The organism is Streptomyces mesophilus (assembly GCF_011044995.1).
Lineage (GTDB): Bacteria > Actinomycetota > Actinomycetes > Streptomycetales > Streptomycetaceae > Streptomyces > Streptomyces mesophilus.
The window spans coordinates 1-24,721 of the sequence record NZ_JAAKZW010000119.1; the positions used below are offsets into that span (position 1 = coordinate 1).

Genomic DNA, 24,721 nt, shown 5'->3' on the forward strand with positions numbered 1-24,721 from the left:
GGTGTCGGTGGGAGGCCGGGCTTCGTCGGAGGAGGGCCGGGCGTCGGCGGAGGAGGACCGGGCGTCGGCGGCCGAGGAGGCGGCGTTGTCAGTGGGCGCCGATAGGCTCGAAGGGGCTCGGCCCCCGGGAGGGCGGGGACTGTCCAGCCCCCGGGCGGCAGACACCCCTCGCCGCCGTTTCTCCCTCCGCCGCCGCAAGCCCGAGCCCGCTCCGGCCGAGAGCGTGCCGCTCACCGACCGCACCGCCGTCGCCGCTTCCCTCGGTGTGCACCGCGGCCGGATCGAGGCCCTGCGCCGCGTGGACCTCACCGTCTCCCCCGGCGAGACCATCGCGCTGATGGGGCGCAACGGGGCCGGGAAGTCCACACTCCTGTCCGCCTTCGTCGGACTCGTCGAACCCTCGTCCGGCAGTGTGCGCGTCTCCGGGGCCGTCCCGCACAGGACCGCCCCGCGGGAGCTGATCCGGCGCGTGGGCCTCGTACCGCAGGAGCCGCGCGATCTCCTGTACGCCGACACCGTGGCCGGTGAGTGCGCGGCCGCCGACGCGGACGCGGCCGCCGCGGCCGGGACCTGCCGTGCGCTGGTCGAGGAGCTCCTGCCGGGCATCCCGGACGACACCCACCCCCGTGACCTGTCCGAGGGACAGCGCCTCGCGCTCGCACTGGCCGTCGTACTGACCGCCCGGCCCCCGCTTCTCCTCCTCGACGAGCCGACCCGCGGCCTGGACTACGCGGCGAAGGCCCGGCTCGTCACCGTACTGAGGGCTCTGGCCGCCGACGGGCACGCGATCGTGCTCGCCACCCATGACGTGGAACTCGCCGCCGAGCTGGCCCACCGCGTGGTGATCCTCGCCGAGGGCGAGGTAGTCGCGGACGGGCCGACCGAGGAGGTCGTGATGTCCTCGCCGGCGTTCGCCCCGCAGGTCGGCAAGATCCTCGCACCGCTGCCGTGGCTCACGGTCGGCCAGGTGCGCACGGCGATCGGGGAGGGCGCGTGACCGGGCAGGTGCGCACAGCCATCGGGGAGGGCGCATGACCGCGCAGGCGCGGGCCGTGCGGCTCGGGCCGAAGTCGGTCGCGGCGCTGCTGCTGGTCAGCGTGACGGGGTTCTTCGCGTTCAGCTGGCCCCTCCTCGCCGACCCGCAGTCGGGTGTCTCGCACGCCAAGGACGCGCCCTGGCTGTTCGCCGCCCTGCTCCCCCTTCTGCTCGGCGTCGTGCTCGCGACCATCTCGGAGAGCGGGATCGGCGCGAAGGCCATCGCGATGGTCGGTGTGCTCGCCGCGGTGGGCGCCGCGCTGCGGCCGCTCGGTGCGGGGACGGCCGGCCTGGAGCCGACCTTCTTCCTGATGATCGTGGCCGGCCGGGTGCTCGGGCCCGGCTTCGGTTACGTCCTCGGGTCCGTGACCCTGTTCGCGTCCGCGCTCCTGACCGGTGGGGTCGGGCCCTGGATGCCGTTCCAGATGATGACCATGGGCTGGGTCGCCATGGGTGCGGGTCTGCTGCCGGGCGCGGACCGGCTGCGGGGGCGGGCCGAGATGGGCATGCTCGCGCTGTACGGGGCGGTCGCCTCGTTCGCGTACGGCTTCGTGATGAACCTGTACGGCTGGCCGATCGTCGGGGGCCTCGGCTCGGGGATCTCCTTCGTGCCGGGCGACCCGCTGCACGAGAACCTCGCCCGCTACCTCGCCTACTGTCTCGCCACCTCCATGGGCTGGGACCTGGGCCGGGCCGCGATCACGGTGGTCCTGACGCTGACACTCGGCCCGACGATCCTCAAGGCGCTGCGGCGGGCCACGCGCAAGGCGGCCTTCGAGGTACCGGTCACGTTCGCCGAGGGTAGCGACAGTGTCGAAGCACCGAAAACCGATACAAAACCGCCCGAAAAACCGTAACGACTCCTAGCCCTACGTAACAGTAGGGGTCCTTCGCAGGTGACCCCGCCCACAGGACCAAGGTCCTTTACGAACCGGGATAGTAGACCTCAGGGCCTGTTCCCCTAGGGGTCTCACAGGGGGTCTGACCTGCGGTTACAAGGGGTCCGGCGAGATTGGGGCCATTACGCCCCTGATGCGAGGACCACTAGTAAGAGGGGTCATTGCGGCGACGTAACAGCCCTGCTTCTCTGGAGGAGTCGCAGGGCACGGCGGCCCCCACGGGCCCCGCCCCGGCAAACCCCTCCGCACTGTTCCCGCGGTACCGGCTTGCCTGCGACTGCCCTGTTCCCGACCGGAAGGTTCTCCGTGTCTCTCGCCAGCATCCGCCGTATCGCTTCCCCGAAGAAGGCCGTCGCCACCGCCCTGGTGGGCGCCTCGGCCGCCGGTCTGGTCTTCATGGCGGCTCCCGCTCAGGCCGCGACCGTGCAGGCGGCTCCGGCCGCCGCCCCGGCCGCCGCGGGCTCGGCGCAGGCGATCGCGAAGCAGATGATCCCGGACCCGGCGCAGTACAACGCGTTCAGCCAGATCGTCTCCCGTGAGAGCGGCTGGAACCACACTGCGTCGAACGCCTCCTCCGGTGCGTACGGCCTGGTCCAGGCGCTTCCGGGCTCGAAGATGTCGTCCGCGGGCGCCGACTGGAAGACCAACCCGGCCACCCAGATCAAGTGGGGCCTCGACTACATGAACTCCCGCTACGGCTCCCCGGTCGGCGCGTGGAACTTCTGGCAGCAGCACCACTGGTACTGAGCCGGACCCTGAACAACCGGCGCAAGCGGCCGCCCCTCCTCGTGAGGGGCGGCCGCTTCGTCGTGCGCTCACGCTCAGCGCGCGAGCCGGTCGAACCACGCCACCGCCTTCGGCCCGCCCTTCTTGAACGATCCGAAGTGGTCCACCGCGCCTTGGTCGAGCACGGGCGCCCGCACCCCGTGCGCGGCAAGGTCGGCGGCGCAGCTGCGGGCGTTGCCGATGGGTACGTCGGTGTCGCCGGCCGACGCGTACAGGCGCACCGGCACCTTGGGCTTCCAGTCGCAGCTGTCGTCCTGGCTCTTCAGGGCGGTCAGGAGCGCTCCGTCGGGGTGCCGCAGCCGCTCGTAGAACTCGGGGGTGAGCAGCTCCTTCACGCTTCCCGGCAGCTGCGTGACCACGTCCTCCTCTTGGTGCTCCCCGTCGAAGAGCGCCTCGACGCGCTCGTCGTAGGGGGCGCGGAAGGCTTCGGAGGGGTCGCTGTACAGCGGGTGCAGCCGGTTCTGGGCGACGAGGAAGTACGAGACGTAGAAGAGGCCGCTGATGTCGTTGACCCGGCCGTCGTACAGCGCCGGCACCTCTTCGCCCGTGAGGTCGTACGGTCCGGCGACGGGAGCGAGGGCGCGCAGCCGGAAGCCGCGGGCCTGCCCGGAGCTCAGTTCGCGGCCGAGCGCCATGGCCACCTGGCCGCCCTGCGAGAAGCCGGTCGCGTACACGTCGCCGGTCAGCGGCCGGTGCAGCCGCTGTGCCGCGGTGCGGGCGGCGCTCAGCATGTCGAGCGAGGCGGTGACGGCCGAGCGGGTGTCCATGTACGGGTGGGTGCCCGGGCCCTTGCCGAGCCCGAGGTAGTCGGGGGCGGCGACGGCGCGGCCCGCGGAGGCGTGCAGATACGAGGGCAGTTTGCCGAAGTCGGCCGCGACCGAGGGCGCGTAGTCGCGGTGGACCATGGTGCCGTGGGTGTCGGACACGAGGTCGAGCCGCCGTTCGCCGCCGACGGGCAGGGTGAGCAGTCCGGTGGCGGTGGTGGGGCGCCCGTCGGTGCCGATCGTGCGGTAGGTCAGGCGGTACGCGCGCACCCCGTGGCGCACGGTGTCGTCGCCGATCTCGGCCCGGGCGAGGAACGCGGCGACCTGCGCCTTGCTCAGCTCCGCGACGGGCTCCACGCTCACGAGGTCGCCACGCCCTTGGTGCGCCACGGCGGCGGGCCGGGCATCGGCGAAGGCCGGAGCGGTCAGGGTCGCAGTCAGGGCGACCGCCGCGCAGGCGGCGACGGCGGCCCTGATGCCGCGTGAAGTGCGGTGCGTACGGCGGGAGTTGAGCGTCTGGTTCGTCCGGTTCGTCGTCATGAGGAGATGGTCGTACGCGGCCGCGCCCGGCCCCATCCGACCAGCCCCCGGATCCCGGGGTGTACTCAACTACACCCCGGTACGGGGGATTTCAGCGCCGCGCACCAGGGAAATCACAGCCGCTGGATGATCGTCCCCGTGGCCAGCGCCCCGCCCGCGCACATGGTGATCAGCGCGAACTCCTTGTCGCGCCGCTCCAGTTCGTGCAGCGCGGTCGTGATCAGGCGGGCGCCCGTCGCGCCGACGGGGTGACCGAGGGCGATCGCGCCGCCGTTGACGTTGACCTTCTCCAGATCCTGCTCGAAGACCTGGGCCCAGCTCAGGACGACGGACGCGAAGGCCTCGTTGATCTCCACGAGGTCGATGTCCTTGAGTGACATCCCGGCCTTGCCGAGCACCGCACGCGTCGCGTCGATCGGACCGTCGAGGTGGTAGTGCGGGTCCGCGCCGACCAGGGCCTGGGCGACGATCCGGGCGCGCGGCTTGAGCTTCAGGGCGCGCGCCATCCGCTTCGAGGCCCACATGATCGCGGAGGCGCCGTCGGAGATCTGCGAGGAGTTGCCGGCGGTGTGGACGGCGGTGGGCATCACGGGCTTGAGGCCGCCGAGCGCCTCCATGGAGGTGTCGCGCAGCCCTTCGTCACGGTCGACGAGCCGCCACATGCCCTGTCCGGCGCGCTGCTCGTCCTCGGTGGTCGGCACCTGGACGGCGAAGGTCTCGCGCTTGAAGCGCTCCTCGGCCCAGGCGATCTGCGCCCGCTCCTGCGAGATCAGGCCGAGCGAGTCCACGTTCTCGCGGGTCAGGCCCCGGTTGCGGGCGATGCGCTCGGCGGCCTCGAACTGGTTGGGCAGGTCGACGTTCCACTCGTCCGGCATCGGTTTGCCCGGACCGTGCTTGGAGCCCGAGCCCAGCGGTACGCGGGACATGGCCTCGACCCCGCAGGAGATCCCGATGTCGATCACACCGGCCGCGATCATGTTGGCCGTCATGTGCGAGGCCTGCTGCGAGGAGCCGCACTGACAGTCGACGGTGGTCGCGGCCGTCTCGTACGGCAGGCCCATCGTCAGCCAGGCGGTGCGGGCCGGGTTCATCGACTGCTCGCCGGCGTGGGTGACCGTGCCGCCGACGATCTGCTCGACGCAGTCCGGCTGGATCCCGGTGCGCGCGAGCAGTTCACGGTAGGTCTCGCCCAGGAGGTAGGCGGGATGGAGGTTGGCGAGCGAGCCCCCGCGCTTGCCTATGGGTGTGCGCACTGCTTCGACGATGACGGGTTCCGCGGCCATGAGCCCTCCTTCGCGGCCGGCCCGCCGCCGCTTTCGCGAGCCGGCTGCTTGCCGCCTTGATTCCTCAAGTGACGTGTTGCGGTCCGTGGGGGGTGTCCCGGCACCCCGCCCGGCCGAGCCTTCGACCTCAGGTCTGTTTCTGACTCAAGAACTAGTACGCGTTCTAGTTACGGGGACAGTCTCACGACTCAGGCCCGTCCACCGCAAGGGTCTTGCACGCACAGCCACCGTTCCTGCACCCCACTTGCGCGTAAAAGATCTCCGCACAACCCTTGCCACAGGTAGAACCCGTTACTACGTGTCCCGGCCCCGGAGTCGGCCCGCTGTTCCGTGCCGGCCTGCGCAAATCGCCCGGAACCGGGGGCCGGGTGCCTGAACGGATTGCGGCTGGCTAGCGTCTACGAGGTTGCCCAGCTCATCCGCCGGACCGAAAGCCGTCATCCATGGCCCAGGACGCCCTGTCGTCGCCGTCGCACCCCCGGTCGCCCGCCGCGACCGCGGACCGCGCCGTCTGGCATGTCCGCCACCGGGTGCCGCTGCTCTCGACGCTCGCCCTGCTTCCGCTGTACGCGGTGTGGTGGCTGGTGTTCGCGAAGGGCGGCGGGGATCTCGCCGCCCAGCAGGCCTGGGCCGACTTTGTGGCCGAGCACCCGGGCTCCCCGTACAACCTGTCCTGGTACGGCGGGCTGCACACCGCCAACTACAGCCTGATCTCCCCGTATCTGATGGCCGCGCTCGGCGTGCAGACGGTGACGCTGCTCTCCGGTCTCGCCTCGGGCTGGCTGGGCGGGATGCTGTGGGTGCGCACCGGGATCGCCCGGCCGCTGTGGCCGGCCCTGCTCACCTCGTACGCCCTGTGCTGCAACGTCATCTCGGGGCGCACCACCTTCGCCCTCGGCATCGCGTTCGCGCTCGGCGCCTGTGTGCTCCTGATCGGGGCGCGGCGGATCTGGTGGGCGGGCCTGTGCGCGGCGCTCGCGACGATGGGGTCACCGGTCGCGGGGCTCTATCTGGTCGTGGTGGGTGCGGCCTTTCTGCTCGTACGGGACTGGGGGCGGGCCCTGTCGCTGCTGCTGCCGCCGTTCGTGGTGGTCGGCCTGACGACGCTGCTTTTCCCGTTCGAGGGTGTGCAGCCCATGGGGTGGGGGCGGATCCTGGCGCCCGTGCTGTTCTGTGCGGCCGTGCTGCTCGTCGCGCCGGCCAAGTGGCGCACGCTCAAGGCGGGTGCGGCGGTGTACGCGCTCGGTGTGGTGCTGACGTATCTGATCGCCTCGCCGATCGGGACGAACGTGGAGCGGTTCGCGCAGCTGATCGCGCCCGCCGTGCTGCTCGCGTGTCTGCCCGCGAAGCCCTCCGGACCGCAGCGCCGCGCGGACCGCGTGAAGCGGGTCGCGTACGTGCTGACCTTGGTGTTCTCCGTGTACTGGGTGACGCAGAAAGCGGTCGACGACATCGTCGTCTACACCAAGGTGCCGGCCTGGGCGCAGCACACCGACTCCCTGGTCGAGGCCCTCGACGGGCTCGGCGCGGACCGCACCCGGGTCGAGGTCGTGCCGGCCCGCGACCACCGCGAATCGGTGCTGCTCGCGCCGCACGTCAACCTGGCCAAGGGCTGGAACCGGCAGGCCGACGTCGAGCGCGGACCGCTGTTCTACGACGGCTATCCGGGCGCGGGTGTACCGGACGGCGCCTTCTCGCCCGAGGCGTACAAGGACTGGCTCGACCGGTGGGCCGTCGGCCTGGTCGTGCTGCCGAAGGACGCGCGCCCGGACGGGCCCGCCGAGCGGGAGGCTGCGCTGGTGCGCAGCGGTCCCGGGTTCCTGGAGCCGGTGTGGCAGGACGAGCACTGGAAGGTGTTCCGGGTGCGGGACGCCGAGCCGCTGGTCTCCGGGGCGGCCGAGGTGGTGCGGTCCGATGAGACGTCGCTGGTCGTCCGGGCTTCGGCGAAGGGCTCGGTGACGGTCAAGATCGCGTACTCGCCGTGGCTGACCACCTCGGGTGGCTGTCTCGCGCGGGACGGCGCGTTCGTACGGCTCGAAGTCGACGGTCCCGGCGAGTACCGGATCAGCTCGGCGTACGGATGGACACCGCCGGGGCGTTGCTGAGCGGCGCGGGCTCCTTCGTTCTGCGGGGCCCCGACAGCGCGTATACGAGGAAGAAGCCGGCGCCGACTGCGAGCGCGCCGCCGGCCGCGTCCAGGATCCAGTGGTTGGCCGTGCCCACGATCACCACCAGGGTGAGCATCGGATGGAGCAGGCCGAGCGCCTTCAGCCACCACCGCGAGGCGAGCACCGCGACGACCAGACCGCACCACAGCGCCCAGCCGAAGTGCAGCGAGGGCATGGCCGCGTACTGGTTGGTGAGCGCGGTCATCGCCCCGTAGTCGGGCTGGGTGAAGTCCTGGACGCCGTGGATCGTGTCGACGAAACCGAGGTCCGGCATCAGGCGCGGCGGTGCGAGCGGGTAGAGCCAGAAGCCGGCGAGGCCGAGCAGGGTGGCCAGGCCCAGGGCACTGCGGGCCCAGCGGTAGTCGGCGGGGCGGTGGCGGTAGAGCACGGCGAGGATCGCGAGCGGCACCACGAAGTGGAAGGACGTGTAGTACGAGTTCATCGCCGCTTCGAGCCAAGGGGTGCGCGCCACCAGGTGGTTGAGCCACAGCTCGATGTCGAGGAAGAACGCCTTTTCGAGCTCGTAGATCTGGGTGCCGTGCGCTTCGGCCTGCTCGCGGCCGGCTGTCGCGGCCAGGCGGACCTGCGAGTACACCCAGTAGAAGACGCGGATCAGGAGCAGTTCGAGCAGCAGGTTCGGGCGGGTCAGGGCGCGGCGCCACAGCGGCAGGAGAGGGATACGTCTCCAGCGGGCGTCGACGGGGGTCGCGTAGTCGGTGCGGACCGGCTCGCGGAAGTACGGCGAGGTGCGGCTCAGGAAGGGGACTGCGCAGGCGGCGGCCAGGGCGGTGAGGAGCAGCAGGTTGTCCCGTAGCGGGAAGAGGACCGCCCGGTCGAGCAGGATCACCTTGGCCGGCAGGGTCATCACCACCACGACGGCCGCCGGCCACACGAGCCGTGTGGCGGTCTTGGTGCCGACGCGGCCGACCACCGCGAGCAGCAGCCACAGGAGCTGGTGCTGCCAGGCCGTCGGCGAGACGGCGACCGCCACGCATCCGGTCAGGGCCACGGCGAGGAGCAGCTGCCCGTCGCGCGCGTAGTGCACGGCGCGGCGCAGACCCACGGCCGCGACCACGATGCCGAGCGCGAGGAAGACAGCTGTCTCGCCCGGTCCGTGCAGGCCGAATCGCAGAAGCGCGCCGTGCAGGGACTGGTTGGAGACCTGGGCCGGGGCGCCGCCGAGGCCCGCGCCCGCCAGATGGTGCACCCAGTACGTCCAGGAGTCGTGGGGCATGGCCGCCCAGGCCAGGGCGGTCGCGGCCGTGAAGGTGCCGGTGGTGGAGACGGCGGCGCGGCGGCGGCCGGTGCACCACAGGAGCGGGGCGAAGAGCAGCACCGTCGGCTGGAGGGCGGCGCCGATCCCGATGAGGACACCGGCGGTGCGTTCGCCGCGGACGGTGAAACAGCCGAGCAGGACGAGCAGGACGGGGATGATGCTGGTCTGCCCGAGGTGCAGGGTGTTGCGCACCGGCAGCGACAGCATCATGAGGACGATCGCGACGGGCGCCCCGAGCAGCGCGGCGCGGCGGGTGACCGGGGCGGGCAGGGCGCGGGCCGCGACGACTCCGATGAGGCCGACCAGGAGCAGCGTGCCGAAGGTCCAGAAGACGCCGAGTGTGTGCTCCGCCGACTGTTTCAGCGGTTTGAGGACGAGTCCGGTGAACGGCGTCCCGCTGAACTCCCCGCCGGCATAGAGGGAGCCGCGGACCTGGAGGACCCCGAGCGGGCCGATCCAGTTCTCCAGCTCGATCAGCCGCTCACCGGGCGGCGAGCGCAGCACGGCCGCGATCTGCCGGGCGCCGAGCACGGCCGCAAGCAGCCATAACGCGACGCTCGCGGCCCCGATCCGGCCGATCGGGACGCCCGCCCCGAAGACCGACTGCCGCTCGCTGCGCTCCGCGTTCACCACGGTCGCCCGGCCCCCTCCCCCAGCCGCTCCTTCATCTGCGCGTATCCCCGTCTTTGAGAGAAAGACGCCGGTATCGGGGGTCCTGGGTTGCCTCGCGGAGCTCCTGGGTTGCTTCGCGGAGCTCCTGGGTTGCTTCGCAGGGGTCGCGGTTGCGGCGGCAGCGCGCGACAAAGGTCACAAAGCGTGCGCTTATCAGGGATTGATCTTGTGTACGTCAGGCCTGGCAGGAGGGGGTTTCCCGTCAGTACGCAAAGGACCGCACACGGCACGTAACCGGGCAACCGGGTCCTATGGTCGACTCTCATGTCACCCACCACTCTGGACCGGCAACCGTCCGAAACCCCGCAGCCGCCCGTCGGCGACGTCACCGTCACCGACCCCGCGCTCGTGAAGCGAGCGGTGAAGGCGGCCGCGCTCGGCAACGCCATGGAGTGGTTCGACTTCGGCGTCTACGGCTATCTCGCCGTGACGATCGGACATGTCTTCTTCCCCGAGGCGTCCAGCACCGCCCAGGTGCTCTCGGCCCTCGGCACCTTCGCCGCGGCCTTCCTGGTCCGCCCGATCGGCGGCGCCTTCTTCGGACCGCTCGGCGACCGCATCGGCCGCCAGAAGGTCCTCGCCCTCACCATGATCATGATGGCGGCGGGCACCTTCGCGATCGGTCTGATCCCCTCGTACAACGCCATCGGTGTCTGGGCTCCCGTGCTGCTGATCCTGGCGCGCATGGTGCAGGGCTTCTCGACCGGCGGTGAGTACGGCGGCGCGTGCACCTTCATCGCCGAGTACGCGCCGGACAAGAAGCGCGGGTTCTTCGGCTCGTTCCTGGAGTTCGGCACGCTCGTCGGCTATGTCGCGGGCGCCCTGCTCGCGACGGCCCTCACCACGTTCATGGCCGAGCCCGACCTGTACGGCTGGGGCTGGCGCATCCCGTTCCTGATCGCCGGACCGGTCGGTCTGATCGGTCTGTACGTGCGGATGAAGCTGGAGGAGACCCCGGCGTTCCAGGCGCTCGCCGACGAGGCCGAGGCCAAGCAGAAGGCGCTCCCCAAGCCGAAGCTGCGCGAGATGTTCGTGGGCAACGGCCGGGCGATGATCCTGTGCATCGGGCTCGTCCTGGTCTTCAACGTCACCGACTACATGCTGCTCTCGTACATGCCGACCTTCCTCAGCGAGGAACTCGGCTACGACGCCACGCACGGCACCCTGATCCTCATCGGCGTGATGGTCCTGATGATGGCCGTCCAGATCCCTATGGGCCGGCTCAACGACCGCGTCGGCCACCGCGTCGTCATCGGCGGCGCCTGCGTCGGTTTCGTCCTCCTGTCGGTGCCCGCGCTCCTGCTGATCCGCGCGGGCTCGACCTGGGCGATCGCGCTCGGTCTCGTGGGCCTCGGCCTGCTGCTCGTGGGCTTCACCTCGTCGATGCCGTCGGCGCTGCCCGCGCTGTTCCCGACGAAGGTCCGCTACGGCTCGCTGTCCGTCGGCTTCAACATCTCCGTCTCGCTCTTCGGCGGTACGACCCCGCTGATCGCGGCGGCGCTGATCGCCACCACGGGGAACCTGATGATCCCCGCCTACTACCTCATGGGCGCGGCCGTCATCGGCGGGATCGCCGCCTGGTTCATGCCCGAGTCGGCCGGGCGTCCGCTGCCCGGTTCGCCACCGGCCGTGGAGACGGAGGCCGAGGCGCGGCAGCTGCGGGCGGCGGCGAACGGTCCGACGACCATTGCCGGCGAGAAGGTCCTGGTGGGAACCGGCGCACGGTAGGCGGCCGTCTGTGCCCGTGAGTCTGCACGGGGGGATGGACGCATGCACTTCGGGTTCGGGGAACGGCCGGCCACGGTCAGGAGCGACCGCGGGCCGGCCGTCCCGCTCGGCCGACGGATCGCCGCGGTACTCCTTGCGCTCTTCGCGCTCCAGCTCGGCTCGCTGATCAACCCTGCGTATGCCTGCGGTTGCGGGGCGATGGTGCCGGACGAAGGCTCCTCGATCTCGGTGGACCGCGAGGTCTCGGCGGTGCGCTGGGACGGCGAGCGGCAGGAGATCGCGATGCGTCTTTCCGTACGGGGAGACGCCCGTGAAGCCGCCTGGATCATGCCGGTGCCGTCACGCGCCGACGTGCGGCTCGGCGACCGTGCGCTCTTCGACGAGCTAGCCGAACTCACCGCGCCCGTACACAAGGAGCGCCGCTACTTCTGGCCGCGCGAGGGCGACTTCCCGTTCTCGGACGGCGAGGCGGGCGACGGTGCGGGGGCCGGCGCCCCCGAGAGCTCGGCGCCGGTGGGTGTCACGGGACGCGAACGGCTCGGGCCCTTCGACGTGGCCCGGCTGACCGCATCCGACCCGGACGCGCTGGCCGACTGGCTGGAGCAGGAGGGCTTCCGGCTCCCCGAGCGGCTGTCGCAGGCGCTGCGCCCGTACGTCGATCAAGGCTGGAGTTACGTGGCGATCCGCCTCGCACCGGACGAGGGCGGCGGCTCGACGCTCGGCGGCGCGCTCGACCCGCTGAAGATCTCGTTCGCGAGCGACCGACTCGTCTATCCGATGCGGCTCTCCCAACTGGCCGCACAGCCACAGCACTTGGAGCTGTACGTGCTGGCCGCGCACCGGATGGAGACACGCTCGGCGATCGGCGGGTACCTGCCTGATGTCACGTACGCGGGGCGGCTGAGCACCTCGGCGGGCCCGGCGCTCGACTCCTTCGCCGGCGGGCGGACGCGGTACCTCACGGCGATCGAGCAGACCTTCCCCGACCCCTCGGACATCACCGGCGACCACGAGCTGCGCCGGACCGCCACGGACGAGCCGTATCAAGAGGTCGTCCACGACGAGGAGTTGCTGCGCTGGGCGGGGATCCCCGCATGGATCGTCACCGTCGGCGGCGCGGCCCTGCTGCTGCTCACCGCGATCGCCTGGCGTGCGGTCGCACGGGCCCGGCGAACGGTCACCCCGCCCCCGCCCGTATGGACTCCGCCGCCGCTCGATTAGGGTCGCGGGAGATCCGTTTCAGCAGGCAGGGGGGCTTGGGCATGGACATGAACGAGGACAGCCAGGGGACCGTGACGGCGGTCAGCAGCAACGCCACGTACTCCTTCACGAAGCCGAACCGCGACAGCATCACGCTGCTCGCCGGGCTCGGCGTCGAGGGCGACGTCCATGCGGGCGTCACCGTGAAGCACCGCTCGCGGGTCGCCCAGGACCCTACGCAGCCCAATCTGCGCCAAGTGCACCTGATCCACGAGGAGTTGTTCGCCGAGGTCGCCGGGCAGGGGCATGAGGTGGTGCCGGGTGCGCTCGGCGAAAACATCACCACGAGCGGAATCGACCTGCTCGGCCTGCCCACCGGCACCCTGCTGCGGATCGGCGACGGGGCGGTCCTCGAGGTCACCGGGCTGCGCAATCCGTGCGTGCAGATCGACGGCTATCAGGACGGGCTGCTCAAGCAGGTCGTGTTCCGCGACGAGGACGGCGCGCTCGTCCGCAAGGCGGGCATCATGACGGTCGTACGGGAGGGCGGCCGGGTCCGCCCCGGCGATGCGATCAAGGCCGAACTTCCGGACGGGCCGCACCGGCCGCTGGAACGCGTCTGAGCTCTCGTGGAACGCGCCTGAGCCCGCGGTGACGGTCCCTCATATCTCGTGGTAGAAGCCCACGTTGACCGTACGCGGGCTCGTGCGGTCCTGGATGATCACCTCGCCCGAGCCGCCGTGCGGCAACGCCATCGTGGCCCCGTAGGCGAGCGGCTGGTGCTGCTGCCCGACCCGGACCTGCACCTCGGAGGCCGGGTCGGGGTGCGAGCCGAGCAGCCAGGTCACACGCCAGACGCCGTCGGGTCCGCACAGGAACTCCAGATGCGTACGCGAGATGAACAGCCAGTCCTCGGGCGGCGCGAGCCGGCACACCGTACGGTCGCGGCCGACCCGCAGCACCTCCCCCGGGGTGCTGTCCGCGTCCGCCATGGCCATCCCGGCCGTAGCTCCTGCGTCCGCCTGCGAGACCGAGGCCATGGTGAGCTCGAGCACCTGCGCTCCTTCAAGTCACGGAACATACGGCGCGGTTGACGCGCGCCGCCGCATCTTAGAGCGCGCCGCCCGTCCGGCCGCGTGACCGAGGCCACACCGTCGGCCGGGACGCTCGCGCGCGCCTTTGCCACGTTTGAGCCATGCCCGAGCGTAAGCCCCCTGGCGTCAGCTTCGAGTCGTTCGTCGACAAGCCTGTGGATGTCGACGAGGCCGTACGCGAGTGGCGCCGGGCGCGGGACGGAAGCTGATCCGGCGGGCACGGGACGAAGGCTGATCCGGCGGACGTACGGGGCGGGGGCGCTCAGTCCCGCTGGCGGTCCCCGTCCCCGACCGCACGCTCGAGCGCGGCCCGCGTGGCCGGACCGTAGACGCCCTTCGGGTCCTCGTTCACGCCGTACCAGACCTGGAACATCTCGACGGCGTCCCGGGTCTTGTCGTCGAAGTTCCCGTCCGGGCGGCCGTGGTAGACCCAGACGTCCCGCAGCATTCCCTGCATCTGCTCCACCGCGGGGCCGCTGTCGCCCTGCTGCAGCGTGCCGGTGCTCTGCGGCGGCTGGGATGTCGTCGCCGTGCCCGAGGCCTTGAGCGTGGGCGAGGGCGAAGCGCTCGGCGACTTGGACGGCGAGGCCGAGGGGGACGCGGACGCACTGGCCGACTTCGAGGCCGACGGGCTCGGGGACGCCGACTTCGAGGCCTTCTCGCTCGGGCTCGGCGCGACACTGCTCGCCGGGGCGCTGGTGGACCGGTCCGGCAGCGCCTGCTCCCTGGTGCCGTCGTCGTCGCCCGAGAAGAACCCACTGGCCGTGGCCGCCACCGCCACCACGGCGACCGCGGCCCCGCAGATCGCGAGCAGCGCGGTGCGAGGACGCCGACGGCGGCCCCGGGACCCGCCCCGTACGGCCGAGGGCCCGGGCCCGACCTGCGGCGCCGCGCGTTCCAGCTCGACCTCGTAGCCGGCATCGCTCCCGTACCCGGCATCGCCTCCATACCCGGCCTCGCTTCCGCCGGGCACGAAGCGGTCCACGTCCGCCGCACGGGGTTCACGCACCGCGGGCGGCGCCGCCGCCTCGTAGACCACCGGCAGCCTGGCCGTGTCGTCCGTGGTCTCGGCCTCCGGCGACAGCGACACATAGGGCCGTATCCGCAGCGGGTCGAAGTCCTCCGAGGCCGCCACGTCCGCCGCCGCGTCGGCGGACCGCCCGTCGCGCAGCGCATCGGCCGCACGCTGCGCGCAGCCGCACTGCGGCGCACCGCTTCTGTCCCTGGGCGCGCCGCACTCAGGGCACGTCATTCCGCTCACCGCTGGGGTCCCCTCCCTAGAGCTCCCAGCGATTATGCAGCTCCCGCCGCACCAGGCCCAGCGACCCCACGTCCTGAGCCCTCCCCCAACAGGCCATAACGGCCCATCCCGACCAGGATGGAATCAGACGCACCAGTCGGAGCCGGTGCCGGGCGCCGGCCGCGGCAGCAAGGAGACGTCGATGGCCCAGGACGTGAGCGGCGCGGGCACCCCCGCCGTGGCCGTGCCCGGCGTGGGACATCCGCCCGGTACGGGACAAACACAGCGCAGCGTCATGGTGTCGATCGGGGCGCTGCTGCTCGGCATGCTGCTCGCGGCACTCGACCAGACCATCGTCTCGACCGCGCTGCCGACGATCGTCAGCGACCTCGGCGGGATGCAGCACCTGTCCTGGGTGGTCACCGCGTACATGCTGGCGTCGACCGCCGCGACACCCCTGTGGGGCAAGCTGGGCGACCTCTACGGACGCAAGAAGCTCTTCCAGACCGCGATCGTGATCTTCCTGATCGGCTCGGCGCTGTGCGGTATCGCGCAGAACATGCCGCAGCTGATCGGCTTCCGCGCCCTGCAGGGCCTGGGCGGCGGCGGTCTGATGGTGCTCTCGATGGCGATCGTCGGCGATATCGTCTCGCCCCGTGAGCGCGGCAAGTACCAGGGCCTGTTCGGCGCCGTCTTCGGCGCGACCAGCGTGCTCGGCCCGCTCCTCGGCGGCCTGTTCGTGGACCATCTGAGCTGGCGCTGGGTCTTCTACATCAACCTGCCGATCGGCATCGTCGCGCTCCTGGTGATCGCCGCGGCGCTGCACATCCCGCACACCGTGCGGCCGCACAAGATCGACTACCTCGGTACGTTCCTGATCGCCTCGGTCGCCACCTGCCTGGTCCTCGTGGCCTCGCTCGGCGGCACCACCTGGGCCTGGGGCTCGGCGCAGATCATCGGCCTCGCGGTGCTCGGCGCCGTGCTGCTCGTGGCGTTCATCGCGGTGGAGCGCAAGGCCGTCGAGCCGGTGCTCCCGCTGAAGCTGTTCAGGATCCGGACCTTCACGCTGTCGGCGGCGATCAGCTTCGTCGTGGGCTTCGCGATGTTCGGTGCGATGACCTATCTGCCGACGTTCCTGCAGGTCGTCAAGGGTGTCTCGCCGACCATGTCGGGCGTGCACATGCTGCCGATGGTCTTCGGCCTGCTCCTGTCGTCGACGATCTCGGGCCAGATCGTCTCCCGTACGGGCCGCTGGAAGATCTTCCCCGTCGCCGGCACCGCGATCACCTCGCTGGGCCTGCTGCTCCTGCACCAGCTGAAGGAGACCACCGGCACCTGGGAGATGAACGCGTACTTCTTCGTCTTCGGCCTCGGTCTCGGCCTGGTCATGCAGGTCCTGGTCCTGATCGTGCAGAACGCCGTGAGTTACGAGGATCTCGGCGTCGCCACGTCGGGCGCGACGTTCTTCCGCTCGATCGGTGCCTCGTTCGGCGTCGCGATCTTCGGCACGATCTTCACCAACCGCCTCGACGGCAAGCTCAGCGACGCCCTCGCCGGCCAGAGCCTGCCCTCCGGGATCACCGTCAAGACCCTGGAGGACGACCCGCGCACCATCGCGCAGCTCCCGCCGGATCTGCAGGGCGTGGCGCTGCACGGCTACTCGACCGCGATCACGGATGTCTTCCTGTACGCGGTGCCGGTGGCGCTCGTCGCCTTCGCGCTGTCATTCCTGCTTCGCGAGGACAAGCTGCGGGGTTCGGTGACCGCGCCCGAGATCACCGAGACACTCGCCAGCAATCCGGTCGAGCGTTCCTCGCGCGACGAGGTGCACCGGGCGCTGTCGGTGCTCGGCACGCGGCAGGGCCGGCGGGAGATCTACCAGAAGATCACCGCGAGGGCCGGCTACGACCTGCTGCCCGCGGCCAGCTGGATGCTCCTGCGCATCCAGCGCTTCGGCCACACCGAGCCCGCGGTGCTCGCCGAGAACACCACGGTGCCACTCGCCCGGATCCAGGCCGCCGCCCGCCAGCTCGAGGAGCGCAAGCTCGCCTCCCGCGAGGGCATGCGGCTGGTCTTCACCCCCGCGGGCCGCGAGGTCGCCGCCAAGCTCGGCAAGGCCCGCGAGGAGTCCCTCGCGGAACTCCTCGGCGACTGGTGGGGCCCGGACCGGACCACGGACCTCGTCCGCCTGGTCGAGGAGCTGAGCACCGAGCTTTCGGGCTCGGACGCGGAGACGCCGAATGTGGGCGGGGTGCCGCGGGATCACGCGGCGAGGGCTTAGAGGGTTCGGGGCTCGGGGGCTTCGGGCTCCGGGCTCCGGGCTCCGGGCTTACGAGGCTCCGGGCTTACGAGGCTCCGGGCTTACGAGGCTCCGGGCTTACGAAGCTCCAGGCTTACGAGCCGGTCAGCTCCTTGCCGTACCAAATCTCCTGATACGCCCCGGAGTTGTACGCCGGGATCTCCGCGAACCCCCGCTTCGCGTACAGCTTCCGCGCCTCGATCAGGTCGAGCCGCGTATCGAGGACGAGCCGTCGCGCACCGAACGCGCGGGCGGTCTCCTCGGCGGCGTCCATCAGCGCCCCCGCGCCGCCCTTGCCCCGTACCGACGGGAGCAGGAAGACGCGCTTGAGCTCGCAGGTCGTGGCGTCGAGCCGCCGTACGCCCGCGGTGCCCACCGGTTCACCGCGCAGGCGCGCGACCAGCAGCACCCCGTCCGGTCCGCGCAGCCCCTCCCCCGTCTCCTCGGCGATCCCCCGCTCCAGTTCGTCCGGTGCGGTCGGCCGGCCGGTCTCCTTCAGATACCAGCGGTCGCTGACCTCGGTGTAGTACGCCCGCCACAGTGCGGTGGCGGCGGGGGAATCGACGGGTTCACGGGTGACGGTCCAGGCAGTGCTCACGCGCGCCATCATCCGCCGCCGGTCACGCGGTGCGCATCGGGTTTTCCTCTGCGTGTCCGGGCTACTCGGTTGCCTGACAGTCCCTCATGACAGGAGCGCGACCATGTCCGCAGTTGTGACCGTCATAGTGATCGTGGCCGCAGTGGCGCTGATCGCCGGCGCGGTGTTCCTGGTAACACGCAGGGCGGGTGGCGGCGGCCGGAGCCTGGAGCGCCGTTTCGGACCGGAGTACGAGCGGACGGTCGCCCGCCACGACGGCGACACCAGGGCCGCCGAACGGGAGCTCGACGAGCGCGTCAAGCAGCACGGTTCGCTCACGCCGAAGCCCCTCGCGGGCGGGGCGCGGGAGCAGTACGAGACCCGCTGGGCCAGGGCGCAGGAACGGTTCGTGGAGTCGCCGCGCGAGGCGGTGGCCGAAGTCGACGCCCTCATCGCCGAGTTGGCGGCCGAGCGCGGCTATCCGGGCCGCGAACGCTACGAGGAGCAGCTCTCCGCACTGTCGGTGCATCACGCGTACCAGGTGCAGGGCTACCGCAGGGTGCACGCGGCGGCGCACGGGAACGGCGAGGCCGGTACCGAGTCGCTGCGGGAGGCGATGGTCGAGGCGCGGGCCCTGTTCCACGAGCTGCTCCGCACGGCGGACGGCCGGCGCGGGCGCGGTGAGACGGAACCGGAGCGGCGCCCGCGGTCCGCGATCATGCCGGGCCGCAAGAAGCACACGGACGAGGACGAGCACGCGGCCGAGGAGAAGCACGCGGGCGAGGACAAGCACACGGGTGAGAAGGACCGGCCGCACGCGAAGGACGAGCCGGGAGCGCACTCGGGGCGGACCCGGGTGGGGCCGGCCGGGATATTCAACCGGCATCGGGCGAAGGAGAGTTGAGGGCCGTGATGGGCGACCGGATGCACACGGGCAGTGAACGGGCCGGCGAGCAGAAGCGCACGGGCGACGAGCGAGTCGGCGAGCAGAAGCACACCGGCGACGAGCGGATCGGCGAGCGGAAGCACGCGGGCGACGAGCGGATCGGTGAGCGGAAGCACACCGGTGACGAGCGAGTCGGCGAGCAGGTGCACACGGGCAGCGAGCGGATCGGTGAGCGGCCGCTCGCGGGCGACCAGCGGGCGCACGCGAAGGGCCGCGGACTGCTGGGGCGGGACGACCGGGACCAGTGGGAGCGGCGGCTGCAGCACGCCGTGAACGGGTTCGTCGACGCCCCGCGCGACTCCGTACGGGAAGCCGACAAGGTGGTGGAGGAGGCGACGGCGCGCCTCACGGAACTCCTCGCGGAGCGACGCCGGTCGCTGCGCACGTCCTGGTCCACGGGCACGGACGCGGGCACGGAGCCCGGCACGCCGGCGGACGGGACGACCGCCGACACCGAGCAACTGCGGCTCGCACTGCGCGACTACCGCGAGCTCGCCGAGCGGCTCCTCGGAGTCTGAGGAATCGGAGGAATCCGAAGCATCCGAGGAGTCCGACCGGCATACGAAGGGTGGGGTGCGGGACCGTACGACGGTACGGTCCCGCACCCCACCCGTACGCAGGTCAGGCCGGACTCGTACGCAGGTCAGGCAGGCTTCGGGCCCGCCTGCTGCACGACCTCGAAGGTCCACACCTGGGAACCGCTGGCCGCGGGCTTCGGACGCTCGCCGCCCTCACCGGCGCCGCCCTGGTGGGCCGCCTTCATCGGACCCTCCATCCAGGCCTGGAAGTCGGCCTCGCTGCGCCACCGGGTGTAGACGAGGTACTGGTCGGTGCCTTCGAGCGGCTTGAGCAGCTCGAACCACTCGAAACCGTCGGAGCTCTCCACGGCCCCGGCGCGCGCGGCGAACCGCTTCTCCAGGGTCTCCCGCTGCTCGGCTGGGACCGTCAGCGCGTTGATCTTCACGATGCTCATACATCCATCTTCCCGCAGCCACCCCCGGCCGCCGTCAGGAGCCCCCCACTCCGGGGCATGCGAACGGGGCCCGGCCGCAAAGATGCAGCTGGGCCCCGTGGAAGCCGATGTGCTCAGCCCTTGAAGTGCAGTTCGACCGATCCGTCCGCCCCTGCGACGATCTTCACATCGTCGAGGTCCATGACATGCAGGGTCGGCTCGTACTGTGCGGCGCGCGGGCCGACACCCACCACGCGCATGCCGGCCGCCTTGCCCGCGGCGATGCCCGCGCCGGAGTCCTCGAAGACCACGCAGTCGGCGGGGTCGAGGCCGAGCAGGGCCGCGCCCTTGAGGAAGCCCTCGGGGTCCGGCTTGCTCGCCGAGACGGACTCGGCGGTGACGCGGTGGGCCGGCATGGGCAGCCCGGCCGCGTTCATCCGGGCGGTGGCGAGCGCCAGGTCGGCCGAGGTGACCAGGGCGTGCGGCAGGTCCTGGAGCGCGGCCATGAAGGCCGGGGCGCCGCCCACCGGGACCACACCGTCGATGTCGGCGGTCTCGGCCGCGAGCATCTCGCGGTTCTCCGCGTAGTTCTCCTCCATCGGGCGGTCCGGGAGCAGGACGGCCATCGAGGCGTAGCCCTGCCGTCCGTGCACGACGGAGATGACGCGCTCGAAGTCGAGACCGTGCTTGTCGGCGAACCGCCGCCAGCAACGCTCCACCACCGCATCGGAGTTGACGATCGTGCCGTCCATGTCCAGAAGCAGGGCGCGGGCGGTCAGCACGGTGGGGGCTTCGGTGGCCGTCATCGGCGGTCTCCTGAGCTCGGGACGCGGCCGGGTACCGGCCACGGGGGGCCCGCGACCGATGGCCGGCCGCGGAGGCCGCGGCCTGATGCGGCCGCGGAAGAAACAGAGCGGTCCCGCCCGCCGGTCAGGGGGTGCGGGCGAGGACCACTTTGTTCCTACAGCATACAAACCAGAGCGGGTGATACGCCAGCGGCCTGCCCGATACCGGACAGGCCGCCGGAAAACAGCAGGTCACAACGCCCTCGGCGGGAGGCTTACGGCGCCACGGCCTCGTACAGGCTGAAGCCCGCAAGCGCCAGCATCGCGATCGCCGCGATCTTGGTGATCAGCGCGAGGGGCACCCGCTTGAGCAGCGCCTTGCCGCCGACGATGCCGATCGCCGCGACCGCCCAGAGCGCGAGGACGGCACCGAGGCCGACCGAGAGCGGGTCGTCGTACTTGGCGGCGAGGTTGGCCGTCATGATCTGGGTCAGATCGCCGAACTCGGCGACCAGGATGAGCATGAAGCCCGCACCCGAGACCTTCCAGAAGGACTGGTCCTCGGGCTTGCGCACCTCCTCCTCGCCCTCGTCCTTCTTCATGAGCAGCATCACCGCGCCCGCGAGGAACAGGACGCCGGTGAGCGCCTGGACGAGACGGCTCGGGAGCAGGGTGAGGACCGAGCCGGCCGCGATCGCAAGGGCGACATGCACGGCGAAGGCCGCGGCGACTCCGGCGAAGACGTACGAGGCGCGGTAGCGGGTGCCCAGGACCAGGCCGGCGAGCGCGGTCTTGTCGGGCAGTTCGGCAAGGAAGACGACGCCGAAGACGAGCGCCATGACGCTGAAGCTGATCAAAGTTCCTCAATCGGTCGGGGCTGCCCCACCGAGAGTTGCTGCGGACACCTCGGCACGGCAGCGCGCTGAGGTGTGACTCCCTGACGAGGGCACACGTGCGGCACTGCGTAGCCGAAGGTCTCGCTGGCGGATCACAGGTGATCCGCTCCGGGCGCCGGCCCAGCCAGTCGGTGAAGACGGCTGAGCAGTATGTCGACGGTCCGGCGAAGAGCTACTCCCCTTCTGCGCCATCCATCGTACGCGACCTACGTCCGCGCCCGTCAGGGCCTTAGGTCCCGACCCTCGATCACGGCCGCACCCTCCCCCGACCGGCCCTTTCACCAACTCCCTTGAGATCAGGGACGGATGGCGATTGCGCACGCCCTCTTGTCCGCTCATCGCCTTGACGGGACCCTGTCACCCGGCGCACACCTCCACGCAATATCGCGCCGCCAGCATGAGCGGGCCCGAAACCCGCGGGAGCGCTCAACATCCCCCCACCTCAAGGGAGTTCGCATGTCCGGTGTCTACGCGCGTCAACGAGCCGGCGCACTCGCCGCCCTGACCGCCGCGGCGGCCGCTGTGAGCCTGCTCACCGGCCCGCCCGCCCAGGCCGCACCGCCCACCCCGATCAGCGCCACCACCGCCCGTACGTATCTGGGCCAGCTCACCGTGAAGGCCGAGGGCTCCTCGACCGGCTACAGCCGCGACAAGTTCCCGCACTGGATCACCCAGTCCGGCGCCTGCAACACCCGCGAGGTCGTCCTCAAGCGCGACGGCACCAATGTCCAGCAGGACTCCAGCTGCGCGGCCACGTCCGGCAGTTGGTACTCCCCGTACGACGGCGCCACCTGGACCGCGGCATCGGATCTCGACATCGACCACGTGGTCGCGCTCGCCGAGGCCTGGCGTTCGGGCGCGAGCAGCTGGACCACCGCCCAGCGCCAGGCGTTCGCCAACGACCTTTCCCAGCCCCAGCTGATAGCGGTCACCGACAACGTCAACCAGGCCAAGAGCGACCTCGACCCCGCCGAGTGGCTGCCGCCGCGTACCGCGTACACCTGCATGTACGTACGGATGTGGGTGGACGTGAAGCACCACTACGGGCTGAGCGTCGACTCCGCCGAGAAGAACGCGCTGACATCCGCACTCAGCGGCTGCTGAATCTTTACGCAGGAACCTCCCCGCTGCCCTCCGTCGTTCCGTACCGTACGGGCGACGGAGGGAAGTGATCACGATGACCCGGCTGCGCCTGGGCCCGCTGCTGCGCTATGTCGACGAGGCGGCCGCGACGATATGGGTGGAGACCGACCGCCCCAGTACGGCCGAGGTGCGCTGCGCCGACGGCGCCGGCGGCCGGGAGCATACGTTCCAGGTGGCGGGGCATCACTATGCGCTGATCCCGGTGACCGGTCTGACGCCCGGCAGCGACACCTCGTACGAGGTGTTCCTGGACGGTCAGCGGGTCTGGCCGCTGCCCGACTCGCCCTTCCCGCCGTCCACGATCCACACCCCCTCGGGCGCGGACGACGACGAGATACGCGTCTCCTTCGGGTCCTGCCGCTGGGCCGCTCCGCCGTCGAGCGAGCACGATCCGGTGGGACCCGACGCCCTGGACACCCTCGCCGCGAAACTGGCGGCCCACCCGGATCACGTACGCCCGAACGTCCTGGTGCTGCTCGGCGACCAGGTGTACGCGGACATGGTCTCCAAGGCGACCAGGAGCTGGCTGGCCGCACGGCGCGATCTGCGCGAGCCGCCGGGTGCGCAGGTCGCGGACTACGAGGAGTACACGCACCTCTATTACGAGTCCTGGCTGGACCCCGAGGTGCGCTGGCTGCTCTCCACCGTGCCCAGCTGCATGATCTTCGACGACCACGACGTGATCGACGACTGGAACACCAGCGAGTCCTGGCTGGCCGAGATGCGGGCCACGCCCTGGTGGAACGAGCGGATCCTCAGCGGCCTGATGTCGTACTGGGTCTACCAGCACCTGGGCAACCTCCCCCCGGCCGAGCTCGCCGCCGACGCGCTGTACGCGGCCGTGCGCGCGACCCCCGACGGCACGGACGACCTGCGCGCCTTCGCCGCCGAGTCCGACCGGGACCCGGCGCGCACCCGCTGGAGCTACCGGCGCGACTTCGGCCGCGTACGGCTGCTGATGGTGGACACCCGGGGCGCGCGCGTCCTGAAGGAGTCCGAGCGCGCGATGCTCGACGAGGGCGAGGCCGCGTGGCTGCGCGAACAGGCGCTCGCCGACCGGGAGTCGAGCGATCACCTGCTCATCGGCACCTCGCTGCCCTGGCTCCTCCCCCACCTGATCCACGAGGCCGAGGGGTGGAACGCGGCGCTCGCGCGCGGTGAACGCGGCGCGCGCTGGGCCCGGTTCGCGGAGGATCTGCGGCGGCGCAGCGATCTGGAGCACTGGGCGGCGTTCCCGCGCTCCTTCGAGGCGCTGACCGAGCTGATCGCGGAAGCGGGCACGGGCCCGAGCGCCCCGGCCACGGTCTGCGTCCTCTCCGGCGACGTCCACCATGCGTACGCGGCCGAGCCGACCTGGCCGAACGGTGAACACACGCCCGACGCCCGCATCCTCCAGCTGACCTGCTCCCCGGTCCACAACTCCATCCACCGCTCGGTGAAGTGGGGCTTCCGCTTCGGCTGGAGCAAGGCGGGCCGCGCCCTCGGCCGCCGCTTCGCCCGCCACGGACGACTGGGGCAGCAGCCCATCAAGTGGCGCAGAACGGGCGGCCCTTGGTTCGGCAACCAACTGATGACCCTCACCCTCCGCGGCCGCACCGCCCGCCTCCGCCTCGACCAGGCCCAACGGGTACGGGGCAGCAACCCGCGCCTCGAGGCGATCGAGGACACGCAGCTCACGCCGTAGGCAGCGCTGCGTCTGCGGCGGCGCGTGCGCCTGCCCGCCTGTGGTTGCGTCGTGGGGTCGGTGCCGGTCCGGGGTACCAGTTACACGGGCAATGGCACCGTTCCCGCGAAGAGTTGCCGCTGACGTCGGGGGCGCCCGTGTAACTGGCACCCCTACCCGTCCCCTTCCGCCGGTTCCGCGGCTGCAGGCCGGTGGGGGATCCGCCCAGACGTCACGCTGCTGCGGGTGGGTGGGGGATCCGCCCAGACGTCACGCTGCTACGGGCGGGTGGGGGTTCCGTCCAGACGTCGCGGCTGCGGGCCAGTGGGGGTGCGCGTCACATCCGCGCTCTCCGGGTTCCCTTCCGCCGTCGCGCGGCTGTGGGCCGGCCGGGGTGCGTGCCACATCCGCGCCCCGCCGTCCCCTTCCGTCGTCGCGCGGCTGCGGGCCGGTAGGGGTTCTGCTCAGGCATCGTGCGGCGACGGGCGGGCGAGTGGAGGTAATGCCCCGCAGCCCCGCACACCGGCGAAGCGGCGAAGCGGACGGACTGGGCGCCGGTCTGCGGCCGTAGGGGGTTGAAGATCTGCGCCCCCACCGGCCGGCAGCCGCGGGTCAGCGGTTGGTGCCGACGGGTAGGGCGGAACGCCCCACCGGCCGGCAGCCGCGGGTCAGCGGTTGGTGCCGACGTGCAGGGCGGAACACCCCACCGGCCGGCAGTCGCGCGACAGCGGAAGGGGACGGGGTGGGGTGCATTGTCATTCGGGCACCCCCGACG

Annotated in this window: 21 protein-coding genes; 12 read left to right on the plus strand and 9 right to left on the minus strand. The window is 71.3% G+C overall.

The genetic code is table 11. The annotated features are described in order from the left end of the window. The 3 genes from G6045_RS24640 to G6045_RS24650 all read left to right on the plus strand — a co-directional run. Window positions 1–997 (plus strand): energy-coupling factor ABC transporter ATP-binding protein (locus G6045_RS24640; protein ID WP_165334265.1); only part of this gene is annotated, 997 nt, incomplete at its 5' end. Between the two features lie 34 nt (window positions 998–1,031). After that, window positions 1,032–1,892 carry an ECF transporter S component gene (locus tag G6045_RS24645; RefSeq protein WP_165334266.1) on the plus strand — a complete coding sequence of 287 codons (861 nt, stop codon included), beginning with the start codon at window positions 1,032–1,034 and terminating at the stop codon, window positions 1,890–1,892. 348 nt (window positions 1,893–2,240) lie between these two features. Then, window positions 2,241–2,681 (plus strand): aggregation-promoting factor C-terminal-like domain-containing protein, encoded by a 441-nt coding sequence (locus tag G6045_RS24650; protein ID WP_165334267.1) that lies wholly within the window; start codon window positions 2,241–2,243, stop codon window positions 2,679–2,681. 74 nt (window positions 2,682–2,755) lie between these two features. On the opposite strand, the gene G6045_RS24655 is transcribed toward G6045_RS24650, so the two are convergent. Both G6045_RS24655 and G6045_RS24660 read right to left on the minus strand, forming a co-directional pair. Next, the gene (locus G6045_RS24655) at window positions 2,756–4,024 is read right to left on the minus strand and encodes an alpha/beta hydrolase family protein (protein ID WP_206344129.1); all 1,269 of its coding nucleotides are present in this window, start codon (window positions 4,022–4,024) and stop codon (window positions 2,756–2,758) included. A gap of 113 nt (window positions 4,025–4,137) precedes the next feature. Beyond that, window positions 4,138–5,307, minus strand: a complete 1,170-nt coding sequence (locus G6045_RS24660) for a steroid 3-ketoacyl-CoA thiolase (RefSeq protein WP_165334268.1) — start codon at window positions 5,305–5,307, stop codon at window positions 4,138–4,140. A 443-nt stretch (window positions 5,308–5,750) separates the two neighbouring features. On the opposite strand from G6045_RS24660, the gene G6045_RS24665 reads away from it, so the two are divergent. Then, window positions 5,751–7,412 carry a glycosyltransferase family 87 protein gene (locus G6045_RS24665; protein WP_235968270.1) on the plus strand — a complete coding sequence of 554 codons (1,662 nt, stop codon included), beginning with the start codon at window positions 5,751–5,753 and terminating at the stop codon, window positions 7,410–7,412. Here the strand turns inward: G6045_RS24665 and G6045_RS24670 are convergent. Next, window positions 7,372–9,384: a bifunctional glycosyltransferase 87/phosphatase PAP2 family protein gene (locus tag G6045_RS24670; protein WP_408056358.1), complete on the minus strand. Its 2,013-nt coding sequence runs from the start codon at window positions 9,382–9,384 to the stop codon at window positions 7,372–7,374. The two genes, G6045_RS24665 and G6045_RS24670, sit on opposite strands and share 41 nt — an antisense overlap. Before the next feature lie 303 nt (window positions 9,385–9,687). Between G6045_RS24670 and G6045_RS24675 the strand changes: the two genes are divergently transcribed. From G6045_RS24675 to G6045_RS24685, 3 genes are read left to right on the plus strand one after another with little or no spacing between them, the layout of a single operon-like run. Next, the gene (locus G6045_RS24675) at window positions 9,688–11,151 is read left to right on the plus strand and encodes an MFS transporter (protein WP_165334269.1); all 1,464 of its coding nucleotides are present in this window, start codon (window positions 9,688–9,690) and stop codon (window positions 11,149–11,151) included. Window positions 11,152–11,193: 42 nt separating this feature from the next. Next, window positions 11,194–12,372, plus strand: a complete 1,179-nt coding sequence (locus tag G6045_RS24680) for a DUF2330 domain-containing protein (RefSeq protein WP_165334270.1) — start codon at window positions 11,194–11,196, stop codon at window positions 12,370–12,372. 41 nt (window positions 12,373–12,413) lie between these two features. After that, window positions 12,414–12,974 (plus strand): MOSC domain-containing protein, encoded by a 561-nt coding sequence (locus G6045_RS24685; protein ID WP_235968272.1) that lies wholly within the window; start codon window positions 12,414–12,416, stop codon window positions 12,972–12,974. Window positions 12,975–13,013: 39 nt separating this feature from the next. Here G6045_RS24685 and G6045_RS24690 read toward each other — a convergent pair whose 3' ends face one another. Beyond that, complete coding sequence (locus G6045_RS24690; protein ID WP_165334271.1) at window positions 13,014–13,406, minus strand: hypothetical protein; 393 nt, start codon at window positions 13,404–13,406, stop codon at window positions 13,014–13,016. Between the two features lie 301 nt (window positions 13,407–13,707). Beyond that, window positions 13,708–14,697 carry a peptidoglycan-binding domain-containing protein gene (locus G6045_RS24695; protein ID WP_206344131.1) on the minus strand — a complete coding sequence of 330 codons (990 nt, stop codon included), beginning with the start codon at window positions 14,695–14,697 and terminating at the stop codon, window positions 13,708–13,710. A 190-nt stretch (window positions 14,698–14,887) separates the two neighbouring features. Between G6045_RS24695 and G6045_RS24700 the strand changes: the two genes are divergently transcribed. Then, complete coding sequence (locus G6045_RS24700; RefSeq protein ID WP_165334273.1) at window positions 14,888–16,966, plus strand: MDR family MFS transporter; 2,079 nt, start codon at window positions 14,888–14,890, stop codon at window positions 16,964–16,966. Window positions 16,967–17,078: 112 nt separating this feature from the next. Here the strand turns inward: G6045_RS24700 and G6045_RS24705 are convergent, their stop codons facing one another. Continuing rightward, window positions 17,079–17,591 carry a GNAT family N-acetyltransferase gene (locus G6045_RS24705; RefSeq protein WP_165334284.1) on the minus strand — a complete coding sequence of 171 codons (513 nt, stop codon included), beginning with the start codon at window positions 17,589–17,591 and terminating at the stop codon, window positions 17,079–17,081. Window positions 17,592–17,685: 94 nt separating this feature from the next. Here G6045_RS24705 and G6045_RS24710 point away from each other — a divergent pair, with 94 nt between their 5' ends. Both G6045_RS24710 and G6045_RS24715 read left to right on the plus strand, forming a co-directional pair. After that, entirely contained in the window at window positions 17,686–18,465 is a 780-nt protein-coding gene (locus G6045_RS24710) for a hypothetical protein (RefSeq protein ID WP_165334274.1), read from the plus strand. A gap of 8 nt (window positions 18,466–18,473) precedes the next feature. After that, complete coding sequence (locus G6045_RS24715) at window positions 18,474–19,025, plus strand: hypothetical protein (RefSeq protein WP_235968279.1); 552 nt, start codon at window positions 18,474–18,476, stop codon at window positions 19,023–19,025. 125 nt (window positions 19,026–19,150) lie between these two features. Here G6045_RS24715 and G6045_RS24720 read toward each other — a convergent pair whose 3' ends face one another. The 3 genes from G6045_RS24720 to G6045_RS24730 all read right to left on the minus strand — a co-directional run bounded on the left by G6045_RS24720 (window position 19,151) and on the right by G6045_RS24730 (window position 21,101). Then, window positions 19,151–19,480 carry an antibiotic biosynthesis monooxygenase family protein gene (locus G6045_RS24720; RefSeq protein WP_165334276.1) on the minus strand — a complete coding sequence of 110 codons (330 nt, stop codon included), beginning with the start codon at window positions 19,478–19,480 and terminating at the stop codon, window positions 19,151–19,153. Between the two features lie 113 nt (window positions 19,481–19,593). Beyond that, entirely contained in the window at window positions 19,594–20,265 is a 672-nt protein-coding gene (locus G6045_RS24725) for an HAD-IA family hydrolase (RefSeq protein ID WP_165334277.1), read from the minus strand. A 254-nt stretch (window positions 20,266–20,519) separates the two neighbouring features. After that, the gene (locus G6045_RS24730) at window positions 20,520–21,101 is read right to left on the minus strand and encodes a TMEM165/GDT1 family protein (RefSeq protein ID WP_165334278.1); all 582 of its coding nucleotides are present in this window, start codon (window positions 21,099–21,101) and stop codon (window positions 20,520–20,522) included. A gap of 495 nt (window positions 21,102–21,596) precedes the next feature. Here G6045_RS24730 and G6045_RS24735 point away from each other — a divergent pair, with 495 nt between their 5' ends. Together G6045_RS24735 and G6045_RS24740 are read left to right on the plus strand one after the other, a co-directional pair. Beyond that, window positions 21,597–22,244 carry an HNH endonuclease family protein gene (locus G6045_RS24735; protein ID WP_165334279.1) on the plus strand — a complete coding sequence of 216 codons (648 nt, stop codon included), beginning with the start codon at window positions 21,597–21,599 and terminating at the stop codon, window positions 22,242–22,244. Window positions 22,245–22,317: 73 nt separating this feature from the next. Further along, a complete protein-coding gene (locus G6045_RS24740) occupies window positions 22,318–23,967 on the plus strand; it encodes an alkaline phosphatase D family protein (RefSeq protein ID WP_165334285.1) in 1,650 nt (549 codons plus the stop codon). The last annotated feature ends 754 nt before the right edge of the window (window positions 23,968–24,721 follow it).